At 69.3% G+C, this 13,999-nt stretch carries 14 protein-coding genes; 7 read left to right on the plus strand and 7 right to left on the minus strand.

Features of this window, described 5'->3' with window-relative positions; all coding sequences use genetic code 11:
• Positions 1–113 precede the first annotated feature (113 nt).
• Together R4I43_RS02215 and R4I43_RS02220 are read right to left on the minus strand one after the other, a co-directional pair.
• Positions 114–2,165: a YhgE/Pip domain-containing protein gene (locus R4I43_RS02215; protein ID WP_324263771.1), complete on the minus strand. Its 2,052-nt coding sequence runs from the start codon at positions 2,163–2,165 to the stop codon at positions 114–116.
• A 5-nt stretch (positions 2,166–2,170) separates the two neighbouring features.
• Positions 2,171–4,897: an MMPL family transporter gene (locus R4I43_RS02220; RefSeq protein ID WP_324263772.1), complete on the minus strand. Its 2,727-nt coding sequence runs from the start codon at positions 4,895–4,897 to the stop codon at positions 2,171–2,173.
• Positions 4,898–5,076: 179 nt separating this feature from the next.
• Between R4I43_RS02220 and R4I43_RS02225 the strand changes: the two genes are divergently transcribed.
• The 3 genes from R4I43_RS02225 to R4I43_RS02235 are packed head-to-tail and all read left to right on the plus strand — an operon-like array spanning position 5,077 to position 6,646.
• Complete coding sequence (locus tag R4I43_RS02225; RefSeq protein WP_324263773.1) at positions 5,077–5,670, plus strand: TetR/AcrR family transcriptional regulator; 594 nt, start codon at positions 5,077–5,079, stop codon at positions 5,668–5,670.
• A 44-nt stretch (positions 5,671–5,714) separates the two neighbouring features.
• Positions 5,715–6,149, plus strand: coding sequence for a helix-turn-helix domain-containing protein (locus tag R4I43_RS02230; RefSeq protein WP_324263774.1), 435 nt, complete (start codon positions 5,715–5,717; stop codon positions 6,147–6,149).
• On the plus strand, positions 6,146–6,646 hold the full coding sequence (locus R4I43_RS02235) for a putative immunity protein (RefSeq protein WP_324263775.1): 501 nt from the start codon (positions 6,146–6,148) through the stop codon (positions 6,644–6,646). The genes R4I43_RS02230 and R4I43_RS02235 overlap by 4 nt, the downstream gene beginning before the upstream one ends.
• A gap of 5 nt (positions 6,647–6,651) precedes the next feature.
• On the opposite strand, the gene R4I43_RS02240 is transcribed toward R4I43_RS02235, so the two are convergent.
• Complete coding sequence (locus R4I43_RS02240; protein WP_324263776.1) at positions 6,652–7,086, minus strand: VOC family protein; 435 nt, start codon at positions 7,084–7,086, stop codon at positions 6,652–6,654.
• Positions 7,087–7,209: 123 nt separating this feature from the next.
• Here R4I43_RS02240 and R4I43_RS02245 point away from each other — a divergent pair, with 123 nt between their 5' ends.
• Positions 7,210–7,638, plus strand: a complete 429-nt coding sequence (locus tag R4I43_RS02245; protein ID WP_324263777.1) for an SAM-dependent methyltransferase — start codon at positions 7,210–7,212, stop codon at positions 7,636–7,638.
• Positions 7,639–7,741: 103 nt separating this feature from the next.
• On the opposite strand, the gene R4I43_RS02250 is transcribed toward R4I43_RS02245, so the two are convergent.
• The gene (locus R4I43_RS02250; protein WP_324263778.1) at positions 7,742–8,677 is read right to left on the minus strand and encodes a hypothetical protein; all 936 of its coding nucleotides are present in this window, start codon (positions 8,675–8,677) and stop codon (positions 7,742–7,744) included.
• A 238-nt stretch (positions 8,678–8,915) separates the two neighbouring features.
• Complete coding sequence (locus tag R4I43_RS02255; RefSeq protein WP_324263779.1) at positions 8,916–9,887, minus strand: nucleoside hydrolase; 972 nt, start codon at positions 9,885–9,887, stop codon at positions 8,916–8,918.
• Between the two features lie 88 nt (positions 9,888–9,975).
• Between R4I43_RS02255 and R4I43_RS02260 the strand changes: the two genes are divergently transcribed.
• From R4I43_RS02260 to R4I43_RS02270, 3 genes are all read left to right on the plus strand, one after another.
• The gene (locus R4I43_RS02260; RefSeq protein WP_324263780.1) at positions 9,976–10,380 is read left to right on the plus strand and encodes a VOC family protein; all 405 of its coding nucleotides are present in this window, start codon (positions 9,976–9,978) and stop codon (positions 10,378–10,380) included.
• Between the two features lie 27 nt (positions 10,381–10,407).
• The gene (locus R4I43_RS02265; RefSeq protein WP_324263781.1) at positions 10,408–11,418 is read left to right on the plus strand and encodes a peroxidase-related enzyme; all 1,011 of its coding nucleotides are present in this window, start codon (positions 10,408–10,410) and stop codon (positions 11,416–11,418) included.
• A 108-nt stretch (positions 11,419–11,526) separates the two neighbouring features.
• The gene (locus R4I43_RS02270; RefSeq protein ID WP_324263782.1) at positions 11,527–12,270 is read left to right on the plus strand and encodes a dienelactone hydrolase family protein; all 744 of its coding nucleotides are present in this window, start codon (positions 11,527–11,529) and stop codon (positions 12,268–12,270) included.
• On the opposite strand, the gene R4I43_RS02275 is transcribed toward R4I43_RS02270, so the two are convergent.
• Both R4I43_RS02275 and R4I43_RS02280 read right to left on the minus strand, forming a co-directional pair.
• Entirely contained in the window at positions 12,225–13,007 is a 783-nt protein-coding gene (locus R4I43_RS02275; RefSeq protein WP_324263783.1) for an isocitrate lyase/PEP mutase family protein, read from the minus strand. The two genes, R4I43_RS02270 and R4I43_RS02275, sit on opposite strands and share 46 nt — an antisense overlap.
• A 130-nt stretch (positions 13,008–13,137) precedes the next feature.
• Positions 13,138–13,881, minus strand: a complete 744-nt coding sequence (locus tag R4I43_RS02280; RefSeq protein ID WP_324263784.1) for an SDR family NAD(P)-dependent oxidoreductase — start codon at positions 13,879–13,881, stop codon at positions 13,138–13,140.
• Between the last annotated feature and the right edge of the window lie 118 nt (positions 13,882–13,999).

Genomic DNA, 13,999 nt, shown 5'->3' on the forward strand with positions numbered 1-13,999 from the left:
GGTAATCCGTCGACCACCCTGATTACCGCCGTAATCCGAACACCGATTACGGCGGTAATCCGGGTGCGCCGAGACGGAAGGCCTGGTAGGGCCGTGGACTTCGTCCCGGCGGGTCACCAGGCCGGACGGGGTCCCGGGGTGGGTCGGCGGCGGAACTGGCGGGAGGGGACGACGCGGGCCCGGTCCACCGCCAGGGCGAAGACCAGAACTCCCGCGACCAGCCAGGTGATGAGCTGCAGGATCCCGCCCGCGGCGCCACCGCTGCCGGTGACGATCGCCGAAAGCGCCTGCACCGCACCCTGCGTCGGCAGGACTCCGCTGAGCTCGCGGAGGAACCCGGGCACCGTGGACACCACGCCCGTCGCCGCGGCCAGCACCAGGACCGCGATCGAGATGATCCGCCCGATGCTGCCGAACACCGCGATCAGCGCCTGGTTGACCGCCACGAACGTCAGCGCGGCCAGCAGCGTCACACCGGTGAACGCCGCCCAGCCGCCGAGCCCGAGTCCCAGGAACGGCGCCAGAACCGTGCTCACCAGCACCGATCCGATCCCGGCGACGGCAACGCCCGGCAGCACCGCGCCGAGCACCAGCCTCCAGGTGGACTTGCGCGAGGTCGCGGCGTCGGCCGGAACAGCCCTGGTCACCGCGTAAACGCCCAGCGCGGCGGTCCAGAACGCGATGGCCACCAGCAGCGCGATCAGCGACTTGCCGAAGCCCGGCAGGCTCGACTCCAGCGCGGCCGGGCTCGCGGCAACGGTCTTGAGGTGCTGGCGCTCGGCGTCGGTGTAGCTGGGCAGCTTCTCCCCCGCCGGCGCCATCTGCTCGGCGAACTGGCGGTTGCCGTCAGCGACCTGCCTGCTGCCGTCGGCCAGCGCCTGAACACCCGTGCCGAGCTGCTGCGATGCGCCGTTGAACTGGTTGAGCCCGTCGGCGAGCTGCCGCGCTCCGCCGGAGAGCTGGTGCGCGCCGCCGTCGAGCTGCTGCCCGCCCTGGGCGAGCTGGCCGACGCCGGCGACGAGCTCACCGGACTTGTCGGCGAGCATCTGGTTGCCCTGCGCGACCTGCTCGGAACCGTGGGCCAGGCCCTGCATGCCGTCGCGCATGTCGCGCGCGGGCTTCTGGATCCGCTCCTTGATGGAGTCCAGCGCGCCCTCCTGCTGGCTGAGCCGGTCGACCTCGGCGCGCAGCCCCTTGCACAGGTCGACGGTGGTGCCTTCCGGCGGGCACTGGGCGAGCAGCTTCTGCAGGGTGTCGAGCGTGCTGGACTCGGTCGGGATCTGGTCGGTGACGGTCAGGATCTGGTCGGCGAGCGGCGTGAAGGTGTTGGCCATCTGCCGGTTCCCGGCCGCGACCTGCTTGGCGCCGTCGGCGAGCTGCTGGGTCTGCGCCGGCATCTGCTCGATCTGCTGGTGCAGCTGCGTCAGACCCCCGGAGAGCTGCGAGACCCCGCCCGCGAGCTGCTCGGTCCCGTCGGCGAGCTGGTTGCCGCCTTGGGCGAGCTGCCCGGTCCCACCGGTCAGCTGACCGACGCCGTCGGAGAGCTGACCGACACCGTCGGCGAGCTGTCCGCTGCCGTCGGCGAGCTTGTTGGCGCCGTCGACGGCGGTGCCGAGCTGCTCGTGCATCTGCGTGAAGCCGCCGTAGAAGCCGTCGAGCAGCTGCTCCAGGATCTGCCGGTTGAACACCGACACGCTCTGCCGGGCCGCTGCCGAGACGGCGGCGGCGTCGGCGGGGGCCGCGATCGGCGAGGTCCGCACCTGGATCCCGGCGCGGGTGGCGTCGAGCGGTTCGCCGGTCATGGCCGAGGCGGTGTTGCGGGAGAACTCCGGCGGGATCACCACCGCGGCCGAGTAGCGGCCTTCGCTCAGGCCCGACTCGGCGTCGTCGGTGTCGGTCATCTCCCACGAGTAGCCGGACTCGGTGTTGTTGACCAGCTTCGCGGCCATCTCGCGGCCGAGCGGCGCCATCTGGCCGTCGATGGTGGTGGGTTCGTCGTTGTTGACCACGGCGACCTTGGCAGCGCCGTGCTGCGACATCGGCGCCCAGAACGCCCAGGCCAGCACTCCGACGATGAGCACCGGCACGAGGACTAAGCCGGTCCAGGTGCGCCAGCCGACCGAGCCGCCTGCGCGCCTGCTCGCGTGCGTGAACGGGTTCAGCATGTCCCTCAAACCTCCAGGAGGCGGCCGGCGAACGCGGGGGCGGCCGGCCGCGCGGAAAGCCGCATGGTGCTCAGCCGGTTCTCCGGCAGCAGACCGGAGACCAGGCTCGGGTTCTGATGGGTGACCACGAAGGCCACCGGGTCACCGTCCGATGTGGATGCTTGCGCGAGCAGCCGGGAGATCTCGCGGCGCTGCTCGGTGTCGGCGACCGCGTCGAGCTCGTCGATGAGCACCAGCCGCACGCCCTCGGACAGGGCCGAGGCGATCTCGGCGGCCGGGGCTTGGCTGTCGCGGCAGCGCACCAGCGCGGTGTTGGAGCGGACGGCGCGGGCGCGCTGCGGCAGCAGCAGGCCCAGCACGCGCACGTCGCCCTGCACACCGCTGAGCCGTCCGCCGAGCGCGTGCAGCATCGCCGACGACAGGTCGTCGTCATCGCCCTGCACCGCCAGCACGCCACCGGGTCGCAGCGCGATCCGCACGCCTTCGAAGATCGGCTCGTCGCGGTCGTCGCGGACGCCGAAGCCGCGCGCGCTGACCACCTCGTCGTTGCCGGGCCAGTTGGCCAGCCGCAGCTCGTGCTCGAGTGCTTCGCCCTCGACGTCGAGTGCGGGCAGCTTGCGCGACAACCACTTCGGCAGCCACCAGGCGCGGTCGCCGAGCAGCGCCATCACAGCGGGCACCAGCGTCATGCGCACGATGAAGGCGTCGACGAACACGCCGACGGCGAGCCCGAAGGCGATCGGCTTGATGTTGGAGTCGCCGTGCGGGACGAACGCGGCGAACACCGAGATCATGATGACCGCGGCGGCGACCACGACCGGCGAGACGTTGGAGAACCCCGCTTCGATGGCGCGCTTGGCGTCGCGGTTGTGGGTGTAGTCCTCGCGCATGCGCGAAACCAGGAACACCTCGTAGTCCATCGCCAGGCCGAACAGGATCGCCATCAGCAGCAGCGGCAGGAAGCTGATCACGCCGCCGACGTGGGTGATGTTGAGCTGTTCGGCCAGGTGGCCCTGGTTGAACACGAACGCCGTGGCGCCGAACGTCGCGCCGACCGACAGCAGGTATCCCAGCGCGGCCTTGACCGGCACCCACACCGAGCGGAACACCATCGCCAGCAGCACGAGGGTCAGCCCGACGACGATGACGCCGAAGGGCAGCAGCGCGTCGCTGAGCTTCTCGGACAGGTCGATGCCGATGGCGGTCATGCCGGTGACGGCGATGCCCGCGCCGTACTTCTGCTCGAAGTGCGGGCTGAGGTCGCGCAGCCGGTGCACCAGGTCTTCGGTGGACTGCGACTCACCGCCGGCGGTGGGGATGACCTGGATGATGCCGGTGTCGATGGTCTCGTTCGGGGTGGCCATCGGCACCGCCGCGACGCCGGGCAGCGCGCGGATCTCGTCGGCCATGCCGTTGACCTGGCCGAGCGGGTCCTTGGTGCCGATGACGTCGGTGGTGACGATCAGCGGAGCGTTGTAGCCGGGGCCGAACTGCGCGGCGACGGCGTCGTAGGTGTCGCGCGCCGGGGTCCCCACGGCCTGCGCACCGGCGTCGGGAACCGAAAGCCGCAGGTCGGCGGCAGGAAGTGTGCAGATGCCGAGCCCGGCGACGACGACCACGATGGTCAGCAGCGGCGCCTTGGTGACCGCGCGAACCCAGCGCAGGCTGAACTTGGTGCGCGGGCGGGTGGTGCGCTTGGCGCGGGGGCGCTTGGGGCGCAGTCGTTCTCCGGCGAAGCTGAGCAGCGCCGGGATGACGGTCAGAGACGCGGCCACGCCGACGGCGATCGAAACACCGGCGAGGATGCCCATCACGGTCAGGAACGGGATGCCGGGGACGGCCAGCGCGAGCAGCGCGATGATCACGGTGACGCCCGCGAAGATCACCGCAGATCCGGCGGTGGCCACCGAGCGCGCGATCGATTCGGAGACGTCGAGGCCTTCACCGAGCTGTTCCCGGTGTCTGGAGACGATGAACAGCGAGTAGTCGATGCCGACCGCGAGACCGAGCATCAGGCCCAGCATCGGTGCGGCCGAGGAGACGGTGACGAACGCGGTGGACAGCAGGACGATGGTCATCGACACGCCGACGCCGATCAGCGCGGTGATCAGCGGCATGACCGCGCCCACCAGCGATCGCAGCATCAGCATGAGCACCAGCAGCGCCACGACGACGCCGACGGCTTCGGTGGCGCCGACGGCGGGCATGTTGACGGCGAAGATCGAGCCGCCGGCGTGCACCTCGCTACCGGGGCCGAGCTGGCGCTCCAGCGCGTCGGCTTCGGACAGGAGGCTGTTCTTCACCGACTCCGGCACCGAGGTCGCGGCGTAGCTGAGCTGCACGGTGATCAGCGCGGTGTCGCCGTCGGCGGAGACCTGGTTCTTCACCATGTCCGACAGCGGGTTCATCACCGCCGTCACGCCCTCCTGGCCCTCGACCCGGTGGATCAAGGCGTCGATGGCCTCGCGTCCCTCCGGGGAGTCGATGCGCTCACCGGGCGGTGTGGTGGCCACGAGCTGGGCGCTGGAGCCACTCATCTGGGGGAAGACGTTGTTGAGGTGGTCGAGCGTGTCCTGCGACTCGGAGCCGGGGATCGCCAGTTCCGTCTCCATGCCCTGCTGGAAGAGCGCGGCACCCGTTCCGAGCACCGCGAGCAGGGCTAACCACGCGACCAGCACCCAGGCTCGACCGCGGACCACTGCCCGCCCCAGCCGGTAAAGCAACGAAGACAAGGGGAACACTCCCGCTAGTTCGATACACGGTGTATGCGATACAGACTGTATATTTTCCGAGATCCACCTAGCTCGTGGCCGCAGGCAACTGTGAGCCGAAACACCGCAGGAGAATTCCGGTCATGACCGACCAACCGCGCCAACGGGAAACACGGCGACGGGCGCAGACGCGTCGACGCTTGATCGACGCCGCACGCGAGGTGTTCTCCGAGCACAGCATTCGCGACACGCCGGTGGAGCTGATCTGCGAGACGGCCGGCTTCAGCCGGGGCGCCTTCTACTCGAACTTCGACACCAAGGAGGACCTGTTCCTCGCGGTGTACGAGGAGGAGATGAGCCTGCGGATACAGAAGACGCGCACGATCGTCAACGACGTTCTCGTCGAGGGCGTCGCCGACCGCGAGTCGCTGCACGAGGCGATCGTCAAGGTCGGCACGGCCTGCGCGGAGTCGCTGATCGCCGACCACAACTGGTACATGCTGGTCACCGAGTTCCGCGCGCACGCCCTGCGCGACCCGCACCTGCGCAAGCGCGCCGGCGAGTCCCTGGAGCACCTGACAGATTCCATCGCCGAGCTGCTGCACGAGGCCCTGGACCGGCTCAACCTGCGCCTCGCGGTCGACACCCGGGACGCCGTGCGCGCGCTGACCTCGGTCTACGAAGCGCAGCTGGAGCACGCGGCGTTCACCGGCGCATCGTCGACGACGCCGCTGTTCACGCAGATCTTCCCGAGGATGGTGCAGTCGTTCATCGAACCCGGAGGTCCCGCGTAGCGCGCTGACGCATCGTTCCTCTTCACAACCTAAGATGAGAAACGATGCAGGAAGATATGTACTCGGTCGAGCAGGTCGCGGCTCTCCTCGGCCTGCACGTCCGCACGGTTCGCAGCTACATCCGCTCGGGCAGGCTCAACGCCGTCCGCATCGGCAAGCAGTACCGGATCTCCAAGTCCGACCTGGAGCAGCTCACCGGCAGACCCACCGAGCCCGCCCACACCGCGGGCGCGGTGGAGGTCTCCAGCATCGTCCAGATCGACGGCGTCGACCGCTCGGCCGCCGACCGCCTCGGCACCCTCGTCCTCGCCGGCGTGGGCGCCGACCGCACGCTGCGCGTGCAGACCATCCACGACGAGGAACGCAACCGCCTCAAGATCATCGTCATCGGCGAACTCGCCGAAACAGCAGAGGTCCTGCAACTCCTCGACTCGGTCCTCAACAGCGAGAGCGGCCTGTTCACCACGGAGAACCCGTGATCCTGCCGAAGGTCCGCGACCCGCGCCTGATCACCATCCGGCGCGGAGGAACGCTCACGGACTCCGACCACCACCTGCTCGCCCGGTGGGCCGCCGACTGCGCCGAGCACGTCCTGCACCTCGTCGAGCAGGCCGAACCCGGTGATCCACGACCGCGTCAGGCGATCGAGCAGGTCCGCGCCTGGACCCGCGGAGAGGTCCGGATGTGGGATTCGCGCTCAGCGGGCGGCCACGCGATGGCGGCGGCACGCCCGCTGTCCGGAGCACCGCGCTTCGCGGCGTTCGCAGCAGGCCAGGCCGCGGTGGTGGCGCACGTCGCCGAGCACGACCTCGGCGCGGCCGCCTACGCGATCAAGGCCGTCCGCGCGGCCGAGGGCGAGGAGGCAGGGCGCGAGGAATGCCGCTGGCAACGCGCCCAACTCCCCGACCCGATCCGCGCGCTCGTCCTGGACGACCAGCAGCGGCGCAACGAGATCTGTTGGTCGGTCTTCGACTGACGGGTTCAGTCCAGGCAGAACTCGTTGCCCTCGACGTCCTGCATCAGCTGGCAGGACTCGTTGAACCCGTCGGCGACCAGCAGCGTTCCCCTGGTGGCCCCGAGCTTTTCGAGACGTGCGCACTCGGCCTCCAGGGCAGCGAGCCGCTCCTCCCCCACGAGCCCCGTCCCGGCCCGCACGTCGAGGTGCACCCGGTTCTTGACGACCTTGCCCTCGGGAACCCGTTGGAAGAACAGCCGAGGCCCCACCCCGTTCGGATCGACGCAGGCGAAGGCCGACCCCTGCCGCTCAGCAGGCAACGACCGGTCGAACTCGTCCCAGGATTCGAATCCGGGCGGCGGTGGTGGCACGACGTACCCCAGGACCTCGCACCAGAACCGAGCCACCCGCTCCGGCTCCGCGCAGTCGAACGTGATCTGAACCTGCTTGACCGACCCCATCACGCCAGCTTAGTGATGCTGTGCGCTGCGACAACCGATTTTCCGCCTGAACTCCTCCTCGTCGGTTCCAGTCGGTGCACCATGAGATGGTCGGCGAACCACGCACCGCTGCGAGGAGGCACGATGCCGGCACTCTCACCGCGCTTGGCCGCCATCGTCGACGCGCTACCGCTCGAACCGGGCATGCGAGTCCTGGAGATCGGAGGCGCCCCCGGCGCCGCAGCACGCGAGGTCTGCCAACGCATCGCGCCCGACGGCCACATCCTGGTCATCGACCGCTCGGCCAAGGGCATCGCTCTCACCGAACGCAACGCCGCGGCCGAGATCGAAGCCGGCCTCCTCAGCACCCGCCACGTCGCCGCCGAGGACTTCACCCTCCGGCCCGGAGAAACCCCCTTCGCCCTCGCCTTCGCCATCCGAGTGGGTGCCTTCGAAGGCCGCCACCCCCAAGCAGGCCACAAAGCCCACCAACGCATCCGAGAAGCCCTCCACCCAGGCGCAAACCTCTACATCGACGGCGGAACCCCACTCCGCACAATCCCGCTGGACTAGCTCCGCCCCACGCGTGTCGGCAGGCCGCTACGGCCAGTTCCGCTGCGAAGAACTGGTCATCACGCTCCAAACAGCAACGGAGATTGCCTGGACGGCTCTGCCGTCACGTAGCTGGTGAGGCCGTACCCGACCGCGCGTCAACTCGGTGGAACTCGCCCAGCCGCGCCTCATAGATGCAGTTGATGCCATGAGCGGTCAGCAGGTTCACGAGATCTGTGCCCGGCCACTTGGGCACCAGCACGGCCAACTTGTCGTGCTCGACGTAGCGCGCGTAGTCGAGTACTTGGCCAAGCGCATGCCGAACGTTGTCCCGACCGCTATCCCGTTTGGCCTCGATCAACTCGCCTGTCTTCTCGTCGAACACGTCAGCGTAGAAGGGGTCCTCCTCGCCCGGAATATCAATGGCACGCCGGTTGACCGGGTGGCCTCTGGCCACAAGAGAGGCCCTGTACCTCTCGACAAGCTGCGCTTCGGCCTTGTCCGCGACGGTGACGCCCCCAGAACGCCGCACCGTGTACTCGTTGGACTTGTGCGATTCGACCGGAACCACTCGGACCCGCGGCTCGGTGATCTCTGAGCGCGCTGGCAAGTCGAGATTCTCATCCACGGGCCAGAGCTTGAACACGAACACCGTGCGCTGATGTCCTGCCATGTCAGGGGCTTGCGCCTCATAGACCGGCTCATCGACCTCGGCGAGCCGAAACTCCCCCACATATCGGACAACACCCTTTGAGACCTCGTCGAACAGGCGGATCCTTCGGCCTGGCTCAGCAAGGGCCTTGTTGCCCCTCTCCATCTTCTGCGGGCCCAGCTGCCCCTCGCCGGTGTAGTGATACGCGCCGTCGGCTTGCCACTCGTCGTAGGTGTAGCCGTACTTGCTCCCCTTGGACCCCGTGAAGATCAGGATGTTTACGGAGTTGCTGATCGGGGCGATACCGCTCTGCGCACTGCCCTTGTACTTCGCATGCACCTCCTTGCGCCGCAAGTGCTGTCCAGGCTCGATATCCCACGGTTCATCGTTTCGTTTGCGCGCTGCCACACATTGAGACCCTATTTGGTGACACCTGAAGGTGTGGTCGCATTCACCAGCCGAGTCGCGCGGTCCGCGGCGCGAGGGCGAACCTCCTGGGACCTAGAAGTCGGTGCTCTCAGGGCAATTCGACGAGGCCCCCGCAGCAGGCATTCATCGAGGCGCCTTGATTCCCTCCATCCGTGACCACCGATTTCAGCGACCCTCCGTAGGGTGATCTGGGAGTCTTACGAGATGAGCCGCCGGCTCATTGCGCGCTCTGGAAGTCATTGATCGTCACTGCTCGGGTAGGGCTTGCCGCGTTCTGGAGCAGGGCCTTGATGTGGCGGTAGAACGCGTTGGCGTCGACGTCTTCAACGACGGCCGCGTTCGGTTCCAGGCCGTGGACGCCCCAGGACATGGCTGCGTAGCCGCGGGTGAGCTCGCCTTGGGTTTCGACGTCGGCGTGGTACCGACCGATGCGGGTGATCAGCTCGGGATGCAGCAGGACCGCTGTGGTCAGCGAGTCCGGGTGGGTGGTTCCGTCGATGCCGACGCTGCGGTCGAAGTCGAGGGTTGCTGCGCAGACTCGCGTGAAGAAGTCCGACAGCGGGGTGCCCAGGGCGGCGATCTCGTCTAGTTGTGCCTGCCCGAACACCGCTCGTTCCAGGGTGAGTGGGGCCCAGGGGATCACCGTGATGGTGAAGCCTGCTGCGAAGACCGTTTTCGCGGCTTCGGGGTCGACGTAGAAGTTGAACTCCGCTGCTGCGGTGATGTTTCCGCGGGCGTTGTTGCTGCCGCCCATCACGTACAGCGCCTTCACGTTGTCGACGAAGGTCGGGTCTTTGGCCGTGGCCGTGGCGATGTTGGTGAGGGGACCGATGCAGACGATCGTGAGCTCGCCCGGGGACTCCGCGACGAGGCGGATCAGGGCATCCACCGCGTGCTCGGGGTCTGGGTCGCAGTCGGTCATGTCCATGGTCATGCCGCCTACTCCGTCGCCGTGGACGTTCTCGGCGCTCTCCCACGGGCGCACCAGGGGGCGTCGGCAGCCCAGGTGGACCGGCACCTGGCCCAGCCGACCTGCGGCGTTGAGGGTGAGGAAGGCGTTGCGGATCTGCTGGTCGAAGCCGACGTTGCCGGCGACCATGGTGATCGCGCGCAGGTCCGCGCGGGGGTCGAGGAGGCCGACGAGCAGGGCGATGCAGTCGTCCTGGGCGGTGTCCGTGTCGATCACCATCGGCGTGGTCATGTCGGTCCGTTCCGGGCGGATATCGGTCGTAGCGGCAATACTCGCCCCGCGATCACCCGCACACCAGGGAGGCGACGTGCCCACGCAGATCTCGACGTTCCTGATGTTCCAGAACAGCAAGGCCGAGGAGGCGATGAACTTCTACATCAGCCTGTTCGACGACGCCGAAGTGCTCGCGATCAGCCGTTACGGCCCCGGTGAGCAGGGGGTCGAGGGAAGCGTGCAGCACGCCACGTTCACCTTGTGCGAGCGGCAGTACATGTGCATCGACTCGCCGGTGTCGCACGGCTTCGACTTCACGCCGTCGGTGTCGCTGTACGTCGACTGCGTCGACGAGGCGCAGCAGGACCGGCTCCACCAGGCGCTTTCCGAGGACGGCGGGGTGCTGATGCCGCCGGGCGACTACGGGTTCTCGCGGAAGTTCAGCTGGGTCAACGACCGCTACGGGGTGTCCTGGCAGCTCAACCTCCCGCACAGCTGAACGATCTTGCAACGCTAAGGTCTGCGCATGACGACCGTCAGCGATCGCGCAGCCGAAACGCTCACCGTGCTTCGACCGGACGTCCGGGAAGCCGCCGAGAACGCCGACACCGCAGTCCTCCGCCCCGCGGACCAGTCCCAGCTGGACCAGGCCGATCGGGCGCGGATCGCGCTGCGCGTCGCGCTGGTCAACAACGGCTCCGACTACGCCGACCAGATCGCCGCCGCGCTCGACGACGCCGAGGTCGTGCGGGACGTCGAGCGCTGGGGTGAGCTGCCCGAGGCCACGGAGGCGCTGCTGGCGCACTGCGAGCAGGTCGCGCTCGACCCGGCCGACGTGGGTGCCGACGAGATCGCCGAGCTGCTGCAGCACTTCAGCCCCGCGCAGGTCGTCACAGCCACGCAGGTCGCCGCCTACGCGAGCTTCCGGGTGCGGCTCGAAAGCGGGCTGCGGCTGGCCGCCGACGCCGGCGACGGCCCCGCCTCCCAGCCCGGCCTCACCATCGAGGCCGGTGCCGCCGCCGACGGGCACCGCCTGTCGACGCCGGACGAGGCGTTCCCGTCGATGCGGTGGGTGTCGCGGATCGTGCCCGGCGGCGAGTTCGTGGACACCCTCAAGCTCGACGCCGGGGTGCTGTCCGCGCAGACGCTGCTGCGCGAGGCGATCATGACCGGGCACGGGGCGCTGGACCGGGCCGATCGCGAACTGGCGGCGCTGGCGACCTCCCTGATCAACGGCTGCGGCTACTGCACCGCCGTGCACGGCAAGCGGCAGGTGGAGCTCTCCGGTGACCCGCTGACCGCCGTGGTGCTCGCCGAGGCCGGGCCGGCCGCCATCGCCGACGAGCGGCTGCGGGCCGTCGTCGACGTCGCCGGGGCCCTCACCTACACGCCCGCCGCGCTCACCGCCGCCGACGTGCGGCGACTGCACGCGGCCGGGCTCGCCGCCGACGACGTGCACGACCTGGTCGCCGTGGCGTCGATGTTCGCCTGGGACAACCGGTTGATCATGACCTTGGGCAATGCGGTGCGCTCGTAGATCCACCTGCGAATCGGCCTCTCCCGGGTGACAGTGGGGTCACCTGCGGCGTGTCGCGACGGGCCCGTCCGGGTAGTCGTTGCGCGCGGAATCCGAGGGAGGCTCCCGATGGTTCAACTCACGACCGAGCCAGTGATCGTCAAAACCCCTGCCGGACACCTCGAAGGGGACCTCGTGATGCCACCGCCTGCCCGGGCGGTGGTTTTGTTCGCGCACGGTTCCGGCAGCTCGCGGCGCAGCCCGCGCAACCGCGCGGTCGCCGAACAACTCCACAACGCGGGCTTCGGCACCCTGCTGCTGGACATGCTCACCTCCGACGAGGCATCAACCGACCAGCGCACGCACGAGTTCCGCTTCGACATCGACCTGCTCGCCGAGCGGCTCACGCCCGCCATCGACGCGCTCGACTCCTGGCGCTCCACGCGCGGCATGCCCGTCGGCCTGTTCGGCGCCAGCACCGGTGCCGCCGCGGCGATGAGGGCCGCCGCGAGCCGACCCGACCGGGTCGCCGCCGTGGTGTCGCGCGGTGGTCGTCCCGATCTCGGCGGCAACGGCCTCGCCGAGGTGCAGGCCCCGACGCTGCTGATCGTCGGCGGCGACGACCGCGAGGTCCTCAACCTCAACCGGCAGGCCGCCGAACTGCTCACCTCACTGCCGCTGACCGACGTCAAGATCGAGATCGTGCCGCACGCCGGGCACCTCTTCGAGGAACCCGGGGCGTTGGAGAAGGTCTCCGAGCTGGCCGGCCGGTGGTTCTCCCACTACCTCGGGGCCGGCCGCGAGAAGCCGACCGGACCCGACGGCGGTCACTTCAAACCGCCGGAACCCCGTCGTCGGCCACCGACGATGTAGTCCTGAACGGCCTGGTAGCCGGGGATGTCCATCGCTGTGGTGCCGCCGGAGCCGATCTCGCGCGCCGTCGTGATCGCCGCGTTCAGGGCCGCGCGGTAGAGCAGCGAGCCGGTGCTGATGCGGTGGACGCCCCAGGCCGCCAGTTCCTCGATGCTCTGACCGGGCTTGTAGAGGACGTTGACCGGGACGTCGACCGCCTCGACGAGCGCCCGCACGTCGTTCTCGGCGCTGATGCCGGGGACGAACACGCCGCTGGCTCCCGCTCCGGCGTAGCGGCGGGCCCGCTCCAGGGCATCGGGCAGCGAGGGGTCCGGGCTGAGCCAGTGGGTGTCGGCGCGGGCGTTGACGAACAGCTCCGGAGCCCGGTCGCGGATCTCAGTGATGCGCTGCTCGTGGAGCTGCGGGTCGCAGAGCTCGTCCTCGACGTTGATGCCCGCGACGCCGAGATCGGCCAGTTCCGCGGCGAACTCGCCGATCTCGGCCGGGCTGAGGCCGAACCCCGCCTCGAGGTCGACGGTCACCGGGACCGGCAGCCCGACGATCTTCTTCGCGAGGTCGAGCGTCTCGCCCTTGGTCGCCCCGCTGCCGTCCGGCACCCCGTGCACCGCCGCGACGCCGAGGCTCGTGGTGCCGATCGCGGCGAAGCCGGCCTCGGCCAGCGCGGCCGCGGAGGTGAAGTCCCAGGCGTTGGGCAGCAGCAGCGGCGCACCCGTCACGTGCAGCGCGTGGAAGTCCATGCGTTGCACCGTAGAGGTCGGGCCTGACACGCCGCACGCTCACCCGCCCGGGCGACAGGATTCGAATTTCGCGCGAAATTCGAGCCCGAACTTCGCCCGTCGAACTTCGCGCGAAATTCGAAAGCGGGGCTCAGCGGGGCATGCGGCGCCAGATGGCTTGCGGGACGTAGTGCATGGCCGCGAAGACCCAGCGGAGGATGCCCGGGACCCAGACGACGCGGCGACCCCGGTGGAGGGCCTTGTCGGTCGCGTCGGCGACCTGGTCCGGAGTCGACGACCAGGGTGCCGGGTCCATCCCGGTGGTCATGCGGCCGATGACGAACCCCGGGCGGACGATCAGCAGCGACACCCCGCTGCCCACCAGCGCGTCCGAAAGCCCGTTGGCGAAGCCGTCGAGACCGGCCTTGGCCGAGCCGTAGACGTAGTTGGCGCGGCGCACGCGCACGCCCGCAACCGAGGAGAACACCACGATCTTGCCGTGCCCCTGCTCGCGCAGCAGGTTCGCCAGGTGGGTCAGCACGTTGACGTGCGCGACGTAGTCGATGTGCACGACGTCGACCGCGTGCGCGGCATCGGCTTCGGCGCGCTCCTGGTCGCCGAGGATGCCGAAGGAGATGACCGCGGTGCCAATCGGCCCGTGCTCGCGCGCGATGTCGCGCAGCAGCGCCTCGTGGGTCGCCAGCTCGGTGGCGTCGAACTCGACCCGCACGACCTCGGCGGCGCCCGCTCCGCGCAGCGCGGCTTCCTGGTCGTCGAGGTCCTGCGAACGCCGGGCGGCGAGGATCACCTTGCCGTTCCCGCGCTTCACCAGGCGGTCCGCGACCGCCACGCCGATCTCGCTCCGGCCGCCCAGGATCAGTACCGCTCCGCTCATCGGGAGCAGTCTGCCACCCCGCCGGCGCGGAGCTGCCGGGACCCGGTGGCTTGCCGGGCAATGTTTTCCGGTTCCCGGGCGCTGTCCCCAGAGGACTCGGTATCGCAGCTCACCACCG

Source organism: Saccharopolyspora mangrovi, from assembly GCF_035320975.1.
Taxonomy (GTDB): domain Bacteria; phylum Actinomycetota; class Actinomycetes; order Mycobacteriales; family Pseudonocardiaceae; genus Saccharopolyspora; species Saccharopolyspora mangrovi.

What these genes read in the sequence shown, in the direction of transcription:
- R4I43_RS02215 (WP_324263771.1), bottom strand. Translation starts at nt 2,165, where the DNA reads ATGCTGAACCCGTTCACGCACGCGAGCAGGCGCGCAGGCGGCTCGGTC.
- R4I43_RS02230 (WP_324263774.1), top strand. Translation starts at nt 5,715, where the DNA reads ATGCAGGAAGATATGTACTCGGTCGAGCAGGTCGCGGCTCTCCTCGGC.
- R4I43_RS02240 (WP_324263776.1), bottom strand. Translation starts at nt 7,086, where the DNA reads ATGGGGTCGGTCAAGCAGGTTCAGATCACGTTCGACTGCGCGGAGCCG.
- R4I43_RS02245 (WP_324263777.1), top strand. Translation starts at nt 7,210, where the DNA reads ATGCCGGCACTCTCACCGCGCTTGGCCGCCATCGTCGACGCGCTACCG.
- R4I43_RS02255 (WP_324263779.1), bottom strand. Translation starts at nt 9,887, where the DNA reads ATGGTGATCGACACGGACACCGCCCAGGACGACTGCATCGCCCTGCTC.
- R4I43_RS02265 (WP_324263781.1), top strand. Translation starts at nt 10,408, where the DNA reads ATGACGACCGTCAGCGATCGCGCAGCCGAAACGCTCACCGTGCTTCGA.
- R4I43_RS02270 (WP_324263782.1), top strand. Translation starts at nt 11,527, where the DNA reads ATGGTTCAACTCACGACCGAGCCAGTGATCGTCAAAACCCCTGCCGGA.
- R4I43_RS02275 (WP_324263783.1), bottom strand. Translation starts at nt 13,007, where the DNA reads ATGGACTTCCACGCGCTGCACGTGACGGGTGCGCCGCTGCTGCTGCCC.
- R4I43_RS02280 (WP_324263784.1), bottom strand. Translation starts at nt 13,881, where the DNA reads ATGAGCGGAGCGGTACTGATCCTGGGCGGCCGGAGCGAGATCGGCGTG.